This is a genomic window from Planococcus ruber (assembly GCF_022819085.1).
Lineage (GTDB): Bacteria > Bacillota > Bacilli > Bacillales_A > Planococcaceae > Planococcus > Planococcus ruber.
This window is the reverse complement of the sequence record NZ_JALHAG010000004.1, coordinates 85,910-104,802: the sequence shown is the minus strand read 5'-3', so window position 1 is coordinate 104,802 and position 18,893 is coordinate 85,910. Positions and strand designations below refer to the sequence as shown.

Here is an 18,893-nt window from a genome sequence, read left to right as displayed (position 1 = left end):
CAAGCTGTATTATACCCCGATTTTTGATATGCTACACATAGACAAGGAGGAATAAATATGAATAAAATTGAGCAATTGCAAAGCTATTTAAACGAAATGGAAATCGACGCGGCATTTATCACCAACCCGGATAACGTATTTTACTTGAGCGGTTTTAAAAGCGATCCGCATGAACGGCTTCTTGGGGTTATGGTTTTCAAAGATGCGGCACCGTTCCTCATTTGTCCGCAAATGGAAATACCGGATGCACAAAATGCCGGCTGGTCTGGGGATATCATCGGCCATGTCGATACGGAAAACGCCATGGAAGCCCTTCACCGGACAGCTTCAGCCAAATCGGATTCCATCCGTACATTGGCGATTGAGAAATCCCATATGACCGTGGACCGTTACGAGGCATTGAACGAATTCTTCGGCAATCCGTCCTTCTTTGCCTTAGATGACAAAGTCAACGCGATGCGCGTCATCAAAGATGAAGCGGAATTGGAAATCTTAAGAGAAGCTGCAGCACTGGCTGATTACGCAATCGAAGTGGCAGCCAAAAACTTGCGCGAAGGCATCACCGAAATTGAGTTGATGACCGAAATTGAGCTGGCGCTGAAAAAACGCGGTGTCACCCATATGTCATTCGATACTACGGTTTTAGCCGGATCTAAAGCGGCTTCTCCCCACGGCAAGACCGGTGATAGAAAACTTCAGAGCGGCGACCTCGTACTCTTCGACTTAGGCGTCGTCCATAAAGGCTATTGTTCGGATATTACTCGGACACTTGCCCTTGGCGAACCTTCCGAAGAGCAAAAAGAAGTCTATGAAATCGTCAGACGAGCCGAAGAAGCTGCATTGAACGCGGTAAAACCCGGCGTAACAGCTGCTGAACTGGACAAGACTGCCCGCGATGTCATTGAAAAAGCGGGGTACGGCAAATATTTCACGCACCGCCTAGGCCACGGACTTGGCATTTCTGTCCATGAATTCCCATCGCTTCACGGCTCCAATAATATGGTTATGGAAGCAGGGATGGTCTTTACGCTAGAACCAGGCGTATATGTGCCTGGAAAAGTTGGCGTCCGCATCGAAGATGATGTCGCTGTTACCGAAACTGGCGTTGAAGTATTAACGAAGTTTCCAAAAGAATTGCAGATCATTCACCATTCATAAACGAAAAAAAAGCGGTCCAGGAATTTTTCCTGGGCCGCCTTTTCAATTAGCCAATCAATTCTTCGACCGGCCGAAACTCTTCACCTTGATCGTCTGCCACTGCTTTATAAGTGACAAAGCCATTAAACGTGTTCACGCCTTTTTTTAATGCTTCATTATCCATTATTGCTTTTTCAAAGCCTTTATTCGCTATTTGCACGGCATAGGGCACCGTGACATTCGTCAGTCCTATAGTGGAAGTTCTCGGCACCGCTCCCGGCATATTGGCCACGGCGTAATGAACGACGCCGTGCTTCATATACGTTGGGTTGTCATGGGTGGTGATTCGATCACTTGTCTCGAATATACCGCCTTGGTCAATCGCAATATCCACCACTACCGATCCCGGTTTCATCGATTGAATCATTTCTTCCGTCACCAGTTTTGGCGCTTTGGCTCCAGGAATCAACACAGCACCGACAACAAGATCCGCTTCTTTCACTGAATCCGCAATGTTCATCGGATTGGAAATCATGGTTTGGACATCAGTTCCAAATAAGTCATCCAATTGGCGAAGACGGTCAGGATTTAAATCGAGGATCGTCACACTTGCACCCATGCCAACGGCCACTTTCGCTGCATTGGTCCCGGCCACTCCGCCGCCGATGATCGCTACTTTACCCCTTGAAACTCCGGGGATGCCGCCGAGAAGAATGCCGCCGCCTCCATGAATCTTTTCAAGAAATTGCGCGCCGATCTGCGTCGACATTTTGCCCGCGACTTCGCTCATTGGCGTCAGCAATGGCAAAGAGTTATTTGGCAGCTGCACCGTTTCATAGGCAATGCCTGTCACTTTTGCCTGCAGCATCGCTTGTGTCAATTCAGGTTCCGGCGCAAGATGCAGATACGTAAAGAGAATCAAGCCCTCTCTAAAATATCCATATTCTTCCGGAGTCGGCTCCTTCACTTTCATGACCATTTCTTGCGCCCATGCTTCTTCGGCTGATTGGACAATTTGGGCTCCAGCCACTTCATAATCCGCATCTGTAAACCCGGAACCTGTTCCTGCATCCGTTTCGATCACGACTTCATGGCCGTGCACTGCTAAATTGACCACGCCAGCCGGTGTCATCGCTACCCGGTTTTCATTATTCTTAATTTCTTTCGGTATGCCTATTCGCATAACAAACCCTCCTATTTATAAATTCCGTTTACATGCTTCTATTAAATAAATGGCCGGGCGTTTCCCGCCTTCATTAACTGTATTACCCTTTTGCCGGCTTTCATGCATCTTTTTGGATTATTCTTCATAACGGAAGAGATTTCTTAATTCATCCATTTACAATGTTATTGTACGAAAGCGTCTGCTTCACAATTTATCCATTTTTTCTCGTACATTTTCTGTTTTAAAAGAAGGATTTCTCTCCAGCTCTAGCGAAATTAAACAATATAGACAAGGAGGAATGCAATATGACACTGAAATATTCACAAATTTTAGTAGCAGTTGACGGCTCCAAAGAAGCAGAATGGGCATTTAAAAAATCAGTCGGCATTGCCAAGCGGAACCACGCCACATTGAACTTAGTGAACATCATCGACACTCGTTCATTTGCAGCGATTGAAGCTTACGACCGATCCATTGCAGATCGCGCCCAAAAGTTTGCAGAAGATTTGCTTGGCGGCTATAAAAAAGAAGCACAGGCAGCAGGCGTTGAAAAAGTTAACATTTTGGTCGACTACGGTTCTCCGAAAACCATGATTTCCCGGGAACTTGCCAGAAAAGTAACTGCAGATTTAATCATTTGCGGAGCTACTGGATTGAATGCAGTCGAACGTTTCTTGATCGGCAGCGTATCCGAGCATATCGTACGTTCTGCTAAATGCGACGTATTGGTCGTACGGACAGAAGATACCGAAGACGACGATATCGATGCCAGCACCTACCGTACAAGCGATGAATTGGAAAGCAATAGCCCCACTGATTATATTGTCGGCGATAAAACACCGCTCCAAGATCCGCAAAAACCGGATGTCGGATCGGATATCGGGCGCCGATAAACCGAATCAAGCTGTATCCAGAATTTCTGGATACAGCTTTTCATTTGGCTGGATAGCCGTTTATTGAATGCGGATCAAGATCAAACGATTCGAGGCAGAAATGACATCTATTTGTTCTTCGCCTTTCGTGTAGCGTACAGAAGCACCTTGCCTCGAACCTTTTTCCCAGCCGTTCGCTTTTAACACCACTTCATAGCCAAAAGGAATTCCTTTTTCCTCAGAAGCCCGGCTCCATTCGTATAATTTCGCCGCTTCATTTTCTTCGGTCAGCTTTGCGCTTTTCGGTACGGGAAATCCTGAAAGCGCGGCCGATGATGCCTCGTAGGAAAAGAAGGTGGTAAAGTAAAAAAACAAGCCGCTAAACAAGACAATTCCCAAAATCCATCCCCAAGTACGTTTCACAACGCCTCTCCTCTCTTTATAGCTTATGTATACGCATGAAATCTTTCCTATGTTCGATGTATTTCCTATTAGTATATACGAACAACTTGGCAGAAAAGTTTCAGAAAATGAACAGTCTTTGAATATTTGTCTAATAACTTTGGAAACGTAAAGAAGCGGATGATTCGTTTAAATCATCCGCTTCTTCCTATCCTAGAAATTTTTCTTTTTTGTCCAGCCATTTTAAAAATCCGGCAATAAGCCGAATGAAGTTTTCCTTATCGGGTTCCCAAAGTTCATGGCCAGCGTCTTTTACGGTCATGATTCGGACATCTTTTAAATGCTTTTGGAAAAATTCCACGTCGCTTTCTTTTAACAGGGAGCCTTCTTTTTCGCCTCTAATGACCAAAACCGGAATATCAATTTTTGCCAATTGCTCTTCTAAGCTGAGCGAAACAGATTCTTGCTGGATCGCATTCGGTACATGGGAATTTTCTTGAGGGACAAAACCACTGGCTCTTACCCGGTTCACCCATTGTTCGGGAATGGATGGATATTTTGCAGGATAATCGCAAAGGATCATCCCTTTTAAATGAGGATTTTCTGCAGCAAAATCGATGGCATAAGGAACGCCCATCGAATATGCGAGAAGGCAATATTCTTTTACTCCGCTTCTCCCAACGACTGCTTCAATATCTGCAACATGGTCTTTGAATGCATAGCCTGAGTGTGGCGCTTCGCTTTTGCCTCGCCCTCTCAAACTCATGCTGATCCGTCTTCTGTCTTCGAAATAGCCCAATAGCTCAGTCGCTTGTTCTGCTTGGTTTAAGGCCCCCGGCACGTAGACTAAAGGAGTCATCATATCATCAAAAATAGCGGTTTCCATATAGTGCAATTTCACACCATTTGCTTCTGCCCATCTGTCTGTCCAATACATTGAAACTCCCCTTTCTTTCATATGCCTTTTATCCTTTTTTCACGAACTCTGATTTCAGCTTCATCGGCCCGAAGCCATCAATTTTGCAATCGATATTATGGCCCCCTTCAACAAGGCGGATATTTTTCACTTTCGTCCCTATTTTTAAAACAGAAGAACTTCCCTTCACCTTCAAATCCTTAATAACCGTAACAGAATCCCCATCCGCCAGTAAATTGCCATTGGCGTCTTTGACTTTCGGTTCGTCTGTCTCTTCACTTTCGGCAGCCGGATTCCATTCATGGCTGCATTCCGGACAGACTAACAAATTACCGTCTTCATATGTATAAGGAGAATTGCACTTAGGGCAAATCGGCAGTTCGTTCATAAAAAGCTCCTCCGATACTAATTGATGTGATAAAAGCTGACTATTTTTCCATTATAACTTTCCCTTTAAATTCCTGATACTTTTCCCTCTTTTAAAAATCAAGCCTTATCCACATAGGTCAGTGTTTTATTGGTAAAGCCGAACAAGACCGTTAAGATCGGGGAAAGCAGGCAGAAAAAAGCAAACGGCAGGTACGCGAGCGTAGAAATTCCGAGCACGGATGTAATGAAAATGCCGCATACACTCCATGGCACCAGCGGATTCACAACGGTCCCGGCGTCTTCCATGACGCGGCTCAAGTTTTTACCAGCTAAGCCAAGTTTGGCATAGGCTCCTTGAAAAGCCTGCCCCGTCAATAGAATCGACAAGTACTGTTCTCCGATTAAAATATTGACGCCAATGGCCGTTAAAGCAGATGCCGCGACAACGGAAGCCACTTTTTTTAACAAGCTTTCTATTTTGGCCAGCAAACACTGGATGATTCCCAGCTTGAAGAGCATTCCACCCATGCTGAGCGCAAGAAGCACAAGCCCGATGGTAAAGAACATGCTCTGCATACCGCCGCGTGTGAGCAGAGCATCAATTTCTTCAATCCCTGTATTAGACACGTAGCCGCCGAATAAAGTTCCGAGCACGCCAGAAAACGGGATGCTTTGATGAACGAAAGACAAGCCGACGGCACTGATCGAGCTGATGGCCAATGTCAACAAGGCGGGCACTTTTGCTAAAGTTAGGAATACCAACAAGATGAGCGGCAGCAAAGCATACCAATGGATCAATCCGGTCTCTTGCAGGCCACTTTTGAAGAGTTCAATATTTGCTGTATCTTTCAATTCCACACTTGGCGATAAGACGGCAAAGAAAATAAAGCTTAGAACAAATGCCGGAATAGTCGTCCAGCCCATATTCCGGATGTGCTCGAATAAATCGGTGCCCACAATGGAAGCCGCCAGATTCGTCGTGTCGGAAAGCGGAGACATCTTATCTCCGAAGAAAGCACCGGACACGATTGCGCCTGCCGTGATCGCCAGAGATAAATCCATCGCTCCTGCGATCCCGATAAAAGCGACGCCCACTGTTGCGACCGTCGTCAATGAACTGCCGATTGACAGCCCAATGAGAGACGTCACAACAAAAACGATGGCAAAAAAGAATAACGGGGTGACAAGGTTAAACCCTGCATAGATCAAAGTCGGAATTGTACCGCTCATCATCCAGCTGCTGATTAAAATGCCGATGAGAAAGAATAGGAAGGCTGCGCCCATTCCGGCTCCGGCACCTTCTACCAGCCCTTTTTCCAGTTCACGGTAAGGCACTTTCTTTGCCAGCCCGTAGCAAATCAATAAAAAAATTGAAAAGAGAATGGGCATGTGCGGCGCTGCCTCAAACCGGATAATGCTCACACTGATGATTGCCACAACCAGAGCCGTTAGCGCAATCGCCTCTTTAAAATTTGGTGAAATCACTGCTTTAATCTGAAACATTCTTCACGACTCCCTTTCCTGAAACCCAATCTTTTATCCAAACAAAAAAACCTTCCATCCCTATAAAGGGACGAAGGTTTTCTCCGCGTTACCACCCAATTTGATGCCTCGCTTCCATCGACGCATCCACTTCATTGTTTGCTGAAAAATACAGATGGCGTAATTCATTTGATTTGCTGCCTGGACTTCCACCTGCCGTCCAGTCTCTTTTGGCTGCACACAATCAAACTACTTTTTCATCATTCAACAAGTTCTATCGATTTCTAATTTCTTTAAATCTTATCATGTCTTTTTTACAAGTCAAGCCTTCTTTTTATAAAGAAACAAGAATAGGGATTGCAAGAACGAAAAAAACTTCAGATGGAATCATTTGATTCCATCTGAAGTTTGATCGTTTACGAAATGGCTTGTTCCATAGATGCGATTCCTTTTGATACAGGCAATGATTCCTCGTCAGCTTCATTCGCAATTCTCATTTTTTCAAACCGGGAAATCTCCTGCAGGCTCGCAAGCATCTTTTCGGCGATTTCGTCTTTTGCGTACGAAGGGATAATCGATAGATGCTGGACATTAAACTCATTGGCTTCTTTGGCCACGCCGATCAATCCGACGATTTTTTCGTTTTCTTTCCAAATATATAATTGATAAAGCGGATCGCTTTCATACAGATCGATTAATTGCTGAAGACTTCTCAATTCTTTATCTTTCACAACCAAAGCGAGAAGGCCCATTGCGATTTTTCTATAGGATTTCTTATATCTGCTTAACATTCTGCTACCCCTCTTTTCCAGCTGATGTCAGATTCATCTGTGATGCGTTTCATAACTCCCAACTATGTATACACTTTTCTGTTATCTTTTAAACCTGTTTTTGTAACTAATTCAATAAAAAAAGATCTGAGGTTCAGGTCAGATTTCACTCTTTTTTTAATATGCATTAGCACCTTTTATTTAGTTGTGTTTTCGCTAAGTTATAGGAATTAATCCCAATATAAGGAAATAAAAAACGTTCCAGCAATGTGTAAGTCCGCATAAGCCACCTCTTCATCCTTTTGCAATTTCTTCTTGCACTGTTCCTTCTGCCCTTTTGTCCGGCCAATTCACCAAGAAAATTCCTGCAAAAATCATAACACCGCCAATTAGCAGCGTAATTCCAATTTTTTCGTCCAACAACAGCCAACCCGTAAGGACGCCAAAAAATGGGGCGAGGAATAGAAAGGCACTGACTTTTCCAGGATTGCCGTTTTGCAGCAAATAAAACCAAACCGAAAACTGGACAATGGATGCCGGAATCGCAAGCCATAGAATAATTACCACAGAAGCGGCCGTGAACACAGGAGGCTTACTTTCCAGGAACAAGCTCATCCCCAAAAGAAGGATGCCGCCAAACAACATTTGATAAGCCGTCAAAACCCAAGTATCAAATTGCCAGCCCCATTTTTTGATCAATAAAGTTCCGACTGCCCAGAAAACCGCGCTTGCAAAACCGAAAAGAGTGCCGACTTCCATTTGGACTTGGCCGCCCATCGTAACGGCCACGCCTAAAAAGCCTAAAAACACACCTGCCCACTGCAGGAAACGATACGAAATCTTCAAGGCAAGCGTACCGAATATTACCACCAGCAACGGATTCATAAAAGTGAGAATAGCAGATTCCCCAGCCGTAATCGTTCGAAGGCTAAAAAAAATCGCACCCATCACACCCGCTGTCTGGAGAGCACCGATCAGCATGATTTTTAGCCAGTCTTTGGCTTTTACAGGGTGCTTCTTTTTTAAAACTTTTACACTAACAGCCATCAGTATACCTGCTAATGTAAAACGGAGGCCGACCAGCAAAAGCGGCGGAAGGAATTCCAAGCCCATTTTGCCCACTGCAAAAGAGGACCCCATCAAGCTGGTCGTCAATACCACCAAAAAAGCAAAAATGACTTTGTTCTTCACTCTATCGCCTCCTTGCTCGGAATTCGCAATTTTCAGCACCCGCTGCCATTCGCAATTACGCCTTTTTGCATTCCATCAGCCAGCAATCTCTCATTTTCCCTTCGTGCAGTTCATGCTTTTCCAGAAGTTTCACTTTCCGGTATCCACATTTTTCGTAGCAGGCTACCGCCCGCTTATTTTCAGTCTGCGGGTCCATGACGATGCGGTCTGCTCCTAATGATTCGAACAAATAAGGTTTGATGAACTTCACCAATTCGGTGCCGATTCCTTTATTCCAATAATCCGGCTCTCCGATAAATTGATCGGTGCCGAAGATTTTCTCCTGGCTGCCGTACCCGTAAATTTTCCGTTCTTCCGCTAAGACGGGGTAGAATTGAATATAGCCAATCGCTCTTCCTTTGTATTCCACGATGCATCTTGCTGTTTCGTCATGGCGATTGATAAAACGAGCCGCGACCAGCTGTTCATCATGGGGATTGTCCCGTCCTTCATAGAATTGGAGGACACGCGGATCTGACAGCCAATGAGCCATGATTTCTTTATCTTTTAGCGTTATTTCGCGGATCGCAAGATGTTCATTTTGAATAATCAAAGCTACATTCTCCTTTTATAAAGTCGGGTTATCCGATAATCTTCGCCATATAATATTCATTGACGAATTGGCCATTCACAATCAATGAATCCCTTTTTGTTCCTTCCACTTCAAACCCCGCTTTTTTATACAAAGCCTGTCCAGCTGCATTCGTTTCCATCACTGTCAATTCAATGCGTCGAAGCCCTTTTTTTCTTGCCCAACTTTCCAAAGCTGCGAAAAGTTCCGTTCCGATCCCTTTTCCTCTATGTTCCTCGGCAATGCCTAATGCAATGGAGGCCGAGTGCCGCTTTCGCTTCACACCTTCTCCCATGGCAAATAAATAACCGATGAGTCCGCTCGCATCTTCTGCTAAAAAAATGGCGGAATCTTCGCCTAAAGCCTCGATTCTTTTACTGAAGTGTTCCGGATGCGTATTTCGCTCTCCAGGTTCGAACAGCATCAATCCCGATTGTTCTACATGCTTCATTAAGTCTATTAATTTCTCTGCGTCTTCCGGCAATGCTTTTCGTATGTTCACAGCTGCTTCCCTCCTATTAAACCTTGCCAATCCGATAAAAAAGAAATAGCTTTAGTCAGCTATTTCTTCCTTGCTATTAATCAGAATTTTTCATTTCTTCTATTAATAGTACACTATTCTATTGGGATCTACTAAGACAATTTGGTAATTATTTCTTTCTGAGCTGTATAATTTCTGACGAATAAACCCGTGTAAACTAAGAACGTGCCAATCATCAATAAGACCCCGATATACACGGACATCATCGACGGCACGAGATAAGCGCCTATGATAATGGTCGAACGCGCCAGCAAGTCCGCTCCGCTGAATGAGATGTTAGAAAAAGCGGAGTAAGAGCCGCGTTTGTCGGCTGGAATCATGTTGGCTTGTTCGGCATTGCGGACTGGTGAATAAATCAGTTCCCCGATCGTCGCAATGAAGTTAAATAGAATTAAGATATACCAAACGTCCGCTGACGTAATGGTAATATATCCGATGCTGTAGACGATCAGGCCAGTCAGCAAGACTTTCTGTTTCGAGAATTTATCTGTAATCCGGCTGACAAAAAACGTCAAGCATACGACCAAAAGCATGTTCTGGATATTTAACAGGCTGAGCATGCGAACGCCCACGATTTCAAAACTGCCGATGCTGACGGCTTCAAACGTTTCCGCCAAACGGACGCCGATGTAGCTGTTCAAAGAAAATTCAGCCGCAAAAATGAACATGGAGCCGACCACAACTTTCACAAACGGGAAATCGCGAAAAGCGACACGGTAATTTTGCAGCACATCCATTAAAACATTTTGATGCTGCTGTTTCCGCTGCTCCACATCCCCGTCCTGCAACCAGATTTGAAAAGCAATCGGAAGCCCTGATGCCGTAATGGTCAAGAGAATAAATAGCTCGATTTGATGATTGACGTACAGCAATCCGCCAAGCGCTGCCCCGATTGCCATGGAAATATTTGTCAGCCAGTACTCGATCGTATAAACTGCTTTCCGGTTTTCGGGAGTAGTGGAATCAATGATCAGTGCATGCATGGCTGGCCGCCCCAAACTGCTGGTAAAGACAAAGAACAGATAGGCTGCAGCAAATAGCCAAATCCAATTTTGATCAGGTAATAAACTGATCGTCATCAAGAGGAAAAAAATAGCGCTCAAAGCGGAAGTCCATACGACTACCTGTTTTCTCGGAAAACGATCCGACACATAGCCGCCGATTAAATTAATAAGAAACCCGATAATGACTGTAAATACCAAGAAGGCTCCTGCCCATACCTTGCCTACTTCCTGGGCGAAAAACAATGCCATAAAAGGCATTACTGCAGAAGATACTGCCCGGTTAAAAAATGAAGTGATCAAACGGACTTTGATGTTTTGTGGATAGTCTTTCCATTTCATGTTGTCAGCCTCCTTTATCTTATGTATATTAAACTAGACAAAACAATTAGAAAATAGACATTTATTAAAATTAATGTCCACTTTAAAAGGAGGAACCCATGGATCAGCAATTATTGAAAATGTGGCACGCCGTCCCTTCAGGTGCGGCTAAAAAGCAAGATCTTGCAGAGATTCTCCAGTTAAGCTTGAAGCAAACTTCGCGACTTCTCCAAAAATGGAGCGTTGAAGGCTGGCTCACCTTCACCGCAGGCAAAGGAAGAGGAAATGTCTCCAAACTGGAGTGGCTGAAAGATGTGGAGAAATGTTTGGAAGAGGAATTGATGAAAATAATTGAACAGGAATCAGTGGAAGTCAGCAGCAAGTATCTTTTACTCGACTGGTCAATGGAAAGCAAAATGCGTTTGGTCGATAAATTTCGAATGAACTTCGGGTATGTCCAGGACACGAGCGATGCCGATAAATTGATTGTTCCGAAGAAAAATCCGCTGCTCACGAGACACCCTTTAGAAGCTGCGGACATTTATAGTGCCAATATGATTGCGAATGTCTTCAACCGTCTCGTTTCTGTTGACAGTAAAGGCAATGTGGAACCGGAACTTGCCCACAGCTGGGAAATGAGCGACACGACACTGGTGCTGTATTTACGAAAAGATGTGAAATTTCATGACGGCTCCACCTTATCCGCTGAAGATGCAGCAAAATGCTTGAACCGTTTGCGCCTCCATAGCCATTTCCAGGAACTGTGGCAACCGATCACTTCGGTCAAAGCGATCGCTCCGCTCGTTTTGGAAATCAGTTTTCCAGCCGGCTGCAGCTATTGCCTTCAAATGATTGGGATGATCAATTCGAGTATTTTTAAAGAGCTTTCTGGAGAGGGGATTGGAACGGGGCCGTTCTGCTTCGAGGGAGATGGATTGAGCAAGACGACATTAAGGGCATTCAATGATTATTTCCGGGAACGTCCGTTGCTGGATGCTGTGGAATTCATTCAAGTACCCAAAGATTTTGATTCGATCATTTATCGTTCGACGTCTCAAGACGCGTCCTGTGATACGTTTATCGTTGAAAGTGATTCAGGGGTCGGCATGGTCATCTTCAATGCTTTTCGGGACTCTCCCATCCAGCGGAAAGAAGTCCGTGACTACATCCATTTTGCGATAGCTAAGCACCGCCATAGAATCGAAGCCCATTACCCTCGGGCTAAAGCCAATCATCAGAGCATACTGATCGGCGAATATCCTGATTATCCGATTCCGCGTCCGCCTCGCCCGGAATTAGACCGTCCACTCATCATCAAAACGACCGATTATTTAGAAGGGGCCACAGCTTGGCTGAAAGAGGCCCTAGAAGAGGAAGGAATCCCTGTCGAAATCCAGCGCCTGTCGTTTAAAGAAAAATTGAACGACAACGGACTGGATCAGCAAGCAGATCTTTTTGTACATGGCGAAGTCTTTGAAATGAACCAGAGTTTTTCCTTCTACCATTTTTTCCGAAACGGCTATTCTCCCCTGGCGGCACATTGCAAAACAGATTCAACGTTGAGCAATCTCTTAAACCGGCATGCCCATACGCCGTTTTCAGAATGGACTCGGTTGAACTTGGAACTTGAAAAATATTTGGTCGAATCCTCTCTATTGATTCCTCTGTATTATGAAAAGAGGCAGATTCCCTTTTCTGCAGATTTAATGAATATTTCCATCAGCCACTTTGGCTACGTGGATTTTTCCAAGCTTTGGGTGCGCCCTTCCAATTTATCTAATAGATAATAAAAACAGCTGCCCTGTTATAAGGCAGCTGTTTTATGGAATTGCATCATAATAAATTCAGGTGAATGTTTAAAATAATATTCCTCATAATAAGTATATTGTAAACTTAACGTTTATATCTTTCCTTTAATCGGCAAATGCCATTCTACCATCCTTCTAAGGAGCTCTTCCGTTTGTTTGTCGCCTTCGAGTTTCCCGACGATCCATTCCATTTCGTTATGAAGCAAATTGCTCAACCGGACGACCGCGTCCCGGTGCCGATTCGGCGTGATCGTTTCCAATAGTGCCGCAAGATCTTCCTTTACTCCGTTCGGCAAGGCAGCACTCATCGCTTTTAATCCGAGCTGGGCCCGATCGGGTTTGTATTTGTGCATCAGCACCCGCGCAACATGGTCGATCGAGTTGGTCAGCATGCGGGATGCCCATACATCGTTTCCACGGGCAGCCGCTTTTTTGTATTGGAACATAAACCAGGCCACATCAATCACCGCATCTTTGAATTCCTGCGGACTGATTGTCAGCGATTGGCTTTCTTTAAATTCTTCCATTGCCCCATGCGGGTCATACAGCACTTTGAAGTAATCCTTTTTCGTAAAAGATTTCGCGGTCACGGTGAAAAGGTCCATATGCAAAAGATCGTCGAATACCGCAATAAGCTGCGGGGCAATGATAAAGATATCATCTTCAAAAATAATCGGGCGATACGATTCAAGATGGGCTTTTCTGTTTTTCAGAAAAGCTTTTTCGTCCTTCCCATCCACTAAACAATAGAGGTCGATATCCGAATGTTCATCGTGTTCGTTTCTCCCCATTGATCCTTTTAAAAATACTGCTTTTATGAATGGATCACGTATCAAACTTTCCGTTATTTTCTGGACTGCTATTTCCTGTGGCAGCATTTTTTCACCTTCCTGCATCTCATTGCCAAAGCGGTTCATTATTTTATCAGACTGGTGCAGCAGCCTCTATAAAAGTTCACTTTTGCGGTTATCTCCCGAACCTACACTTTCCAATTCCGCAATAATTGCCTGCACTTCTTTGATCGCAAGTTTTTCTTTTGCCTGTGCAAACATTTTATTTGCGGTAGCAAAAGACTTCATCGCCTCTTCATTTTGACCGGTCGCTTGCAGCACTGCCCCGTTGCCTCGATAGGAATAGCCAATGCTCACCAAATCATCCGATTTCATTGCATAATCCAGCGACGTCTGCATCATTTTTTTGGCTGCTTTAACCTTTCCTTCGCTCAACGCAATAAGTCCATGCTCATAATAATTTGCCGCGAACAAGGCATTAGAAGAAGGCATATGCTTTTGAAGGACGTCATATTCACGGATAAAGGTTTCTTTTGCTGCTTTCAGCTTGCCGGACAAACGCTCCGCCGCCCCTAACTGATGCAGCGCAACCGCACTGTATTCCCAATCGTTTTCTTGAGAAGCTGCCTCGTAGAGCTGATGGTAGATTTTTTGCGCTTCATCAAATTTACCCTGCGCGCTTTTCACATTGCCAAGCCCCAAAAGAGCCGATTTGAATAAATCCAGATTGCCTTCACGGCATTCTTCCATGCATTCCTGATAAAGAAACTCAGCCTGCCCTAAATTTTTCTTTTCCAATTGGATAAAAGCTTCCGCTACCTTCTCCTTCAACTCGTCCATGCCGTCCCTCCTTGCTTGAACTCCTTTTTTCATACTTTCATTATAATGTAAAACTTATGTAATTGAAAAAATATTTAGAAAAGGGCTGGGACGGCGGGGCAGCATTATTCCATTGGTTGCAGGGCTGTTAAATGCTTTGTGCAATTATACAAAGGACATTGCCAGAGACCTTCTGCCTGTTCAAGAATCGTGATGGACGTATTGTCCAGATCCGTCTTAAGAAATTGGTCCGGCAGCAGCGCCTGTAAAGTTAAGCCGATCAATGCTCCATGGCTGACCATCAAAATCCGTTTTCCAGGATGCTGTTCGGCTAGTTCTTTAATAAACGCCAATCCTCTGGCTGCCACATCTTCCGTTTTTTCCATGCCAAGGTCTAAGCTTCGCCAATCCGCACCCCATTTTTCTAAGCGCTCCGCTTCCGTTGTCCCTTCAATTTCTCCGCAGGAAATTTCGCGGATCCGCTGATCCAAACGGGAAATCGGCATCTGCAGTTTTTCAGCTATAATTTCTGCCGTTTCTCTTGCCCGTGAGAGGTCGCTTGAAACGATCAAATCCCAAGGGCTTTCTTCTGCTAGGCGTTGAGCGATTGCTGCTGCCTGTTTGCGGCCTGTATCGTTCAACGGCACATCTGCACAGCCCTGCGAGATTCTGAGACGGTTCCATTCTGTAATCCCATGTCGTACAATACCGATTGTCGTCATTTTATGATTCCCCTTCCAACTTATCATTTTCTTTAATTTTCCATTTGTTTCATTATACGTTAAACATCAGTCGGATCACAGACTAAATTTTTCGATAAGAAAAGCCTTTGCTTCCGTTCAGCAAAGGCCCTTCATTTATTCTTTTCTTTCAAGTGTTGTCGGCACTGAAAAAATGGTGTTAATATCTTCCGTTACTTGAATGCCTTCGCCTGATGTCATTTCAGGAACTGTAAAATCGAACGGGATCTCTACGGTGCTGTCAAAATCACTGATGACGATGACGCCTTTTTTCCCCGCCATGTCGTCGTTTTTATGATTGATGACAAAGGTTTTCCGGTCCGGGGAAAGCTGGAAAGAATTCGGCGTGAAGTCGATCAGCGTACCATCATCCAGCCTCGCCGAATAGAAAAAGTAATAGCCTAAGTCACGAGGAGAAAACTCTGCCGGCACTTCTTTTTTAGCCACGATTTGAAACGAAGTAGAAGAAGTGACTTCCGCACGTTCAATTTCAAACAAGTACATATTATCAATGATATAGGATATGGTTTTATACAGTAAATTTGCAAATTCCCCGCGCGTGATGTTCAAATAAGTTCCGTAAGACGTTTCTGTTTTTCCGTTGGTAATGCCAAGGCCATACAATGAATTGATAAAGGGAGCAAATACACCGCCGACATCGGTAAATGGCGTTTCGGATTCCTGCTCTTCCTCCAACGCGAAGCCAAGCACCAGGAATTTCGCCATGGCGCCGCGCGTCAACTTGTCATTCGGCTTATATTGGGTATCGGTGACGCCAGCCACAATGCCGAGTTCAGCAAGGGCGTTGACAGAGCCTCGTACACGGTCATTCAGATCGGTAAATCCGGCATCCGGCGCCAGCTCCGTGTCTACGCCCAATGTGCGGGCCATGATGACCGCCGCATCGCCTCTTGTCAATGCTTGCTGGGTCCCGAACTGAGTTGGCGTTTTGCCGCTGAGTATTTCATTTTCGAAGAGGAAACTGACAGCTTCTTCGTATTTTTCCCCGACATCTGTAAAAGGGTGCGCTGATGCTGCACTAACCGGTGCGGCTACACTGGCGGCTGCGATGGCGGCTGCTGAAGCGGCCATAAAAAATTTATCTTTGTTCAACTCAATATGCTCCTGTCCTACGAACTCTATTTTTCCTGATTGTACCATCAACGAAATTTTCTGTATACAATTTTCAAACGTCCATTTGAGCTTTGTTTTGGTGACTTACTTCTGCAATGAACGACTGGGCATCCGATACGAATTTTGGCTTTTCTTCTAAAAATGGATAATGGTTGCTTTTGCTGAAAACCGCCAATTGCGAATTCGGAATCCCCTCTTTCATTTCTAACGAGTAGAGAAGCGGGCACTGGACATCATGTTCCCCACACGCAATCCACACGGGTACTGTAATCAGATGCAATTTCCGCGTCACATCGAAAACCTGCAGCTCGCGGCTGAAAAAGTCCAGGCGGATTGCGGAAATCGTTTTTGCATGTTTGCCGTGAAAATATTGTTCATAGCCATCGGGTTGATGGAGCGAAAGTTTGGTCCGTTGAATCCCGAGCTCCTTCCTTTGCTCCGGCTCAAGCCCCTCTTGTTTCAAAGCTTCCAATAAATCTTGCATCTTTTGGAATTCGGGATGGTCTTCGTTGTAAATGCAGACGGTTGAAAAAGCCGCGTAATCTCTGGCTGCCGCACCGACTAGCATCAATCCCGTTAAACTTGCTGAAGCCGCTATTCCATAAATGACACCAAGCATCCCACCGGTCGAATGCCCGGCAAAGATCCACTGGTGAAATCCAAGCGCCTTCCGAACCGCTTCCAGGTCAAAAACAGTCTCAAGCATACTGAGCTGATACGGCTGCTCCGCTTTAGCTGATTGGCCCGCTTCCCTTAGATTTACTAAATAGACGGTGCAAAACGGTGTAAAAGTTTCGGCAAAATAGTCGCCCGTTGCATTGAAAACGGAATAGTGATGCGTCACACATATCGGCGGCCCTTCTCCTTTAGCGAAAACTTCAAAAACGCCTCTTTCCGTATCGATCAATTGCTGTCTCCATTTGTCCATCTGGCGGCACCCCTCTATCTTCTGTTTCCTTTTATTTCTCTAACAATAGAGACATTTCCTGTGCCATTCACTTTTCTTCACCAAACCGCCATAAAAATGCAAAAGAAAAAACCTCCAGCATTGTGCTGGAGGTTCTCGTTTACACGCCCATTTTGCGGCGTGTGTTGCTCACTTTTTTCGTTTGCTGGCTCTTCATCTTTTTCGTTTCCATTGAAGATCCGCCACCGCCTTTATTGTTTGCGGCCTGATTTTTCTTTGCTTCCAGCTGGCGTTTTACCGCTTCCTGCAAACTGACTTTTTTCGGTGTGTCGTTCGATTCAGCCATCGTTCATCCCTCGTTTCTTGTATAGATCTTATACAGTTAGACTATTGGCTTCTATTATATCATAAAAATAGGAAATTAAGCTTTGTTTTCCTTGAACCAACCGCTGACTTGAGAGAAGAATTTTGCCATCGGCTCTGGCTTCGACATATTCGGAACGACGGCGAGCAGCACTTCTTTCGGCGCTTTTACGCCTTCTTTTTTCTTTTGCAGGATCAAAATACCTTTGGCATACGTTGAGTTCTTGAACAAAGTGTTTGGCAATTCCATCACCGACTGGATATGCGCATGCTTTTTCAGGAACGTATGAAGCTGTGCAGATTGCGGCGATTCGAAGAGCCCTTTTGGAATGACGAAAAACAAATAGCCGCCATCCACTGTGTGCTTCAGCGCCTGCTCGATAAATAAATGATGGGCATACGACATGCCTTCTTCCGCTTTCAACTCGTATCCGCCGGCTGTTTCTTCATCCGGATAATAGCCGACCGGAAGATCCGCGATTACTGCATCCACCGGATCGATCAATAGTGGCTGAAGCGCGTCTTGCCGGTAGAACGTGACGGGCTGTTCCACTAAATCAGCTGTAGAAGCCGCCAAGCGGATCAGCAAGTCGTCGATTTCAACTCCGACACCTGTCAATTGGCCGTCCAGGTAATTCATGACCGTCAGCAGCAAATTCCCGGTACCAAGCGCAGGATCCAGGATCGTCGCTTTCTGCTCTTTGATGAACAGCTCGACCAAATAGCCCATCAAAAGCCCAAGGGCATCCGGCGTCATCTGATGGTGCGGCTGGACATGTTCTTTCATCCCTTTCAGGACTGCCAGCTGGATCGCTTTTCGCACATCTTCTTTTCCGGCATCTTCTTCCGGCTTGATATGGCCGTCCAGCCACGTTTCTGTCGTTTCAAGCAAGCTTTCCAAATACGAAAGGTCCTGTTCCTTCTGTATGTCCGTCGCGTGATTATCAATAAAATAAAATATCTTTTCCATTGCTGAATTCATTTTCTTAACCTTCCTCAATAAGGAAACCCACTCAGTATGAGTGGGTTTCTTGTATTAGTTTGTCAATTCTTTTACTGCTTGGATCGCTTTGTCGTAATCCGGATGGTCTGTGCCTTCTGGAACATATTCCACGTAAGCCACACGGTCGTTTGCATCTACAACGAAAATAGAACGCGCGAGTAAACGCAGCTCTTTCATCGTGACGCCGTATGCTTCTCCGAACGATAAGTCCCGGTGATCCGACAGCGCCGTGATGCTGTTCACGCCGTTGATTTCAGTCCAACGCTTTTGGGCGAATGGCAAATCCGCGGAAACTGCCAATACCTCTACATTGTCGCCAAGTGAAGCGGCTTCTTCGCTAAAACGTTTTGTCTGATCGGAACAAACGCCCGTGTCAAGAGAAGGCACCACACTGATCAAACGTACTTTCCCTGCCGTTTCCTGTAAGGTCACGGGGCTCAAATCATTTGCCAGAACTGTGAAATCCGGTGCTTGGTCTCCTACTTTAACTTCATTTCCTGGCAGCGTCACAGGATTTTTCTTAAACGTAATTTGTACCAACAAAAACGCCT

Annotated in this window: 20 protein-coding genes and 1 pseudogene; 3 read left to right on the top strand and 18 right to left on the bottom strand. The window is 45.0% G+C overall.

The window, feature by feature from the left end; all coding sequences use genetic code 11:
• Positions 1–57: 57 nt before the first annotated feature.
• Complete coding sequence (locus MTR82_RS08420; RefSeq protein WP_246808699.1) at positions 58–1,158, top strand: M24 family metallopeptidase; 1,101 nt, start codon at positions 58–60, stop codon at positions 1,156–1,158.
• A 46-nt stretch (positions 1,159–1,204) separates the two neighbouring features.
• Here MTR82_RS08420 and ald read toward each other — a convergent pair whose 3' ends face one another.
• Positions 1,205–2,320: an alanine dehydrogenase gene (ald, locus tag MTR82_RS08415; protein WP_246808698.1), complete on the bottom strand. Its 1,116-nt coding sequence runs from the start codon at positions 2,318–2,320 to the stop codon at positions 1,205–1,207.
• Between the two features lie 287 nt (positions 2,321–2,607).
• Here ald and MTR82_RS08410 point away from each other — a divergent pair.
• Positions 2,608–3,057: pseudogene (locus MTR82_RS08410) on the top strand (universal stress protein); the annotation flags it as partial.
• A gap of 198 nt (positions 3,058–3,255) precedes the next feature.
• Here the strand turns inward: MTR82_RS08410 and MTR82_RS08405 are convergent.
• The 9 genes from MTR82_RS08405 to MTR82_RS08365 all read right to left on the bottom strand — a co-directional run bounded on the left by MTR82_RS08405 (position 3,256) and on the right by MTR82_RS08365 (position 10,798).
• On the bottom strand, positions 3,256–3,597 hold the full coding sequence (locus tag MTR82_RS08405) for a hypothetical protein (protein ID WP_052652018.1): 342 nt from the start codon (positions 3,595–3,597) through the stop codon (positions 3,256–3,258).
• A gap of 187 nt (positions 3,598–3,784) precedes the next feature.
• On the bottom strand, positions 3,785–4,513 hold the full coding sequence (locus tag MTR82_RS08400) for an alpha/beta fold hydrolase (RefSeq protein WP_052652019.1): 729 nt from the start codon (positions 4,511–4,513) through the stop codon (positions 3,785–3,787).
• A 28-nt stretch (positions 4,514–4,541) separates the two neighbouring features.
• The gene (locus tag MTR82_RS08395) at positions 4,542–4,880 is read right to left on the bottom strand and encodes a zinc ribbon domain-containing protein YjdM (RefSeq protein WP_246808697.1); all 339 of its coding nucleotides are present in this window, start codon (positions 4,878–4,880) and stop codon (positions 4,542–4,544) included.
• A gap of 98 nt (positions 4,881–4,978) precedes the next feature.
• Complete coding sequence (nhaC, locus tag MTR82_RS08390) at positions 4,979–6,364, bottom strand: Na+/H+ antiporter NhaC (protein WP_246808696.1); 1,386 nt, start codon at positions 6,362–6,364, stop codon at positions 4,979–4,981.
• A 395-nt stretch (positions 6,365–6,759) separates the two neighbouring features.
• Positions 6,760–7,134 carry a hypothetical protein gene (locus MTR82_RS08385; RefSeq protein ID WP_052652022.1) on the bottom strand — a complete coding sequence of 125 codons (375 nt, stop codon included), beginning with the start codon at positions 7,132–7,134 and terminating at the stop codon, positions 6,760–6,762.
• Positions 7,135–7,407: 273 nt separating this feature from the next.
• Entirely contained in the window at positions 7,408–8,304 is an 897-nt protein-coding gene (locus MTR82_RS08380) for a DMT family transporter (RefSeq protein WP_246808695.1), read from the bottom strand.
• A 55-nt stretch (positions 8,305–8,359) separates the two neighbouring features.
• Positions 8,360–8,896, bottom strand: coding sequence for a GNAT family N-acetyltransferase (locus MTR82_RS08375; RefSeq protein ID WP_246808694.1), 537 nt, complete (start codon positions 8,894–8,896; stop codon positions 8,360–8,362).
• 28 nt (positions 8,897–8,924) lie between these two features.
• The gene (locus MTR82_RS08370) at positions 8,925–9,416 is read right to left on the bottom strand and encodes a GNAT family N-acetyltransferase (RefSeq protein ID WP_246808693.1); all 492 of its coding nucleotides are present in this window, start codon (positions 9,414–9,416) and stop codon (positions 8,925–8,927) included.
• A gap of 131 nt (positions 9,417–9,547) precedes the next feature.
• Positions 9,548–10,798 carry an MDR family MFS transporter gene (locus tag MTR82_RS08365; protein ID WP_246808692.1) on the bottom strand — a complete coding sequence of 417 codons (1,251 nt, stop codon included), beginning with the start codon at positions 10,796–10,798 and terminating at the stop codon, positions 9,548–9,550.
• A gap of 98 nt (positions 10,799–10,896) precedes the next feature.
• Between MTR82_RS08365 and MTR82_RS08360 the strand changes: the two genes are divergently transcribed.
• A complete protein-coding gene (locus MTR82_RS08360; protein WP_246808691.1) occupies positions 10,897–12,564 on the top strand; it encodes an ABC transporter substrate-binding protein in 1,668 nt (555 codons plus the stop codon).
• Positions 12,565–12,677: 113 nt separating this feature from the next.
• Here MTR82_RS08360 and MTR82_RS08355 read toward each other — a convergent pair whose 3' ends face one another.
• The 8 genes from MTR82_RS08355 to tpx all read right to left on the bottom strand — a co-directional run bounded on the left by MTR82_RS08355 (position 12,678) and on the right by tpx (position 18,882).
• The gene (locus tag MTR82_RS08355) at positions 12,678–13,463 is read right to left on the bottom strand and encodes a nucleotidyltransferase domain-containing protein (protein WP_246808690.1); all 786 of its coding nucleotides are present in this window, start codon (positions 13,461–13,463) and stop codon (positions 12,678–12,680) included.
• Between the two features lie 66 nt (positions 13,464–13,529).
• On the bottom strand, positions 13,530–14,216 hold the full coding sequence (locus MTR82_RS08350; RefSeq protein ID WP_246808689.1) for a tetratricopeptide repeat protein: 687 nt from the start codon (positions 14,214–14,216) through the stop codon (positions 13,530–13,532).
• A 104-nt stretch (positions 14,217–14,320) separates the two neighbouring features.
• Positions 14,321–14,917 (bottom strand): histidine phosphatase family protein, encoded by a 597-nt coding sequence (locus tag MTR82_RS08345; protein WP_246808688.1) that lies wholly within the window; start codon positions 14,915–14,917, stop codon positions 14,321–14,323.
• A 135-nt stretch (positions 14,918–15,052) separates the two neighbouring features.
• Complete coding sequence (locus MTR82_RS08340; RefSeq protein WP_246808687.1) at positions 15,053–16,048, bottom strand: S-layer homology domain-containing protein; 996 nt, start codon at positions 16,046–16,048, stop codon at positions 15,053–15,055.
• Between the two features lie 73 nt (positions 16,049–16,121).
• Entirely contained in the window at positions 16,122–16,997 is an 876-nt protein-coding gene (locus MTR82_RS08335) for an alpha/beta fold hydrolase (protein ID WP_246808686.1), read from the bottom strand.
• 139 nt (positions 16,998–17,136) lie between these two features.
• Positions 17,137–17,322, bottom strand: coding sequence for a hypothetical protein (locus MTR82_RS08330; RefSeq protein ID WP_246808685.1), 186 nt, complete (start codon positions 17,320–17,322; stop codon positions 17,137–17,139).
• Positions 17,323–17,397: 75 nt separating this feature from the next.
• Positions 17,398–18,321 carry a class I SAM-dependent methyltransferase gene (locus MTR82_RS08325; RefSeq protein WP_246808684.1) on the bottom strand — a complete coding sequence of 308 codons (924 nt, stop codon included), beginning with the start codon at positions 18,319–18,321 and terminating at the stop codon, positions 17,398–17,400.
• 54 nt (positions 18,322–18,375) lie between these two features.
• Positions 18,376–18,882: a thiol peroxidase gene (gene tpx, locus MTR82_RS08320; RefSeq protein WP_052652032.1), complete on the bottom strand. Its 507-nt coding sequence runs from the start codon at positions 18,880–18,882 to the stop codon at positions 18,376–18,378.
• Positions 18,883–18,893: the final 11 nt, after the last annotated feature.

What these genes read in the sequence shown, in the direction of transcription:
- MTR82_RS08420 (WP_246808699.1), top strand. Translation starts at nt 58, where the DNA reads ATGAATAAAATTGAGCAATTGCAAAGCTATTTAAACGAAATGGAAATC.
- MTR82_RS08360 (WP_246808691.1), top strand. Translation starts at nt 10,897, where the DNA reads ATGGATCAGCAATTATTGAAAATGTGGCACGCCGTCCCTTCAGGTGCG.
- MTR82_RS08400 (WP_052652019.1), bottom strand. Translation starts at nt 4,513, where the DNA reads ATGTATTGGACAGACAGATGGGCAGAAGCAAATGGTGTGAAATTGCAC.
- MTR82_RS08355 (WP_246808690.1), bottom strand. Translation starts at nt 13,463, where the DNA reads ATGCTGCCACAGGAAATAGCAGTCCAGAAAATAACGGAAAGTTTGATA.
- MTR82_RS08385 (WP_052652022.1), bottom strand. Translation starts at nt 7,134, where the DNA reads ATGTTAAGCAGATATAAGAAATCCTATAGAAAAATCGCAATGGGCCTT.
- MTR82_RS08330 (WP_246808685.1), bottom strand. Translation starts at nt 17,322, where the DNA reads ATGGCTGAATCGAACGACACACCGAAAAAAGTCAGTTTGCAGGAAGCG.
- nhaC (WP_246808696.1), bottom strand. Translation starts at nt 6,364, where the DNA reads ATGTTTCAGATTAAAGCAGTGATTTCACCAAATTTTAAAGAGGCGATT.
- MTR82_RS08395 (WP_246808697.1), bottom strand. Translation starts at nt 4,880, where the DNA reads ATGAACGAACTGCCGATTTGCCCTAAGTGCAATTCTCCTTATACATAT.
- MTR82_RS08350 (WP_246808689.1), bottom strand. Translation starts at nt 14,216, where the DNA reads ATGGACGAGTTGAAGGAGAAGGTAGCGGAAGCTTTTATCCAATTGGAA.
- ald (WP_246808698.1), bottom strand. Translation starts at nt 2,320, where the DNA reads ATGCGAATAGGCATACCGAAAGAAATTAAGAATAATGAAAACCGGGTA.
- MTR82_RS08345 (WP_246808688.1), bottom strand. Translation starts at nt 14,917, where the DNA reads ATGACGACAATCGGTATTGTACGACATGGGATTACAGAATGGAACCGT.
- MTR82_RS08325 (WP_246808684.1), bottom strand. Translation starts at nt 18,321, where the DNA reads ATGAATTCAGCAATGGAAAAGATATTTTATTTTATTGATAATCACGCG.
- MTR82_RS08365 (WP_246808692.1), bottom strand. Translation starts at nt 10,798, where the DNA reads ATGAAATGGAAAGACTATCCACAAAACATCAAAGTCCGTTTGATCACT.
- MTR82_RS08335 (WP_246808686.1), bottom strand. Translation starts at nt 16,997, where the DNA reads ATGGACAAATGGAGACAGCAATTGATCGATACGGAAAGAGGCGTTTTT.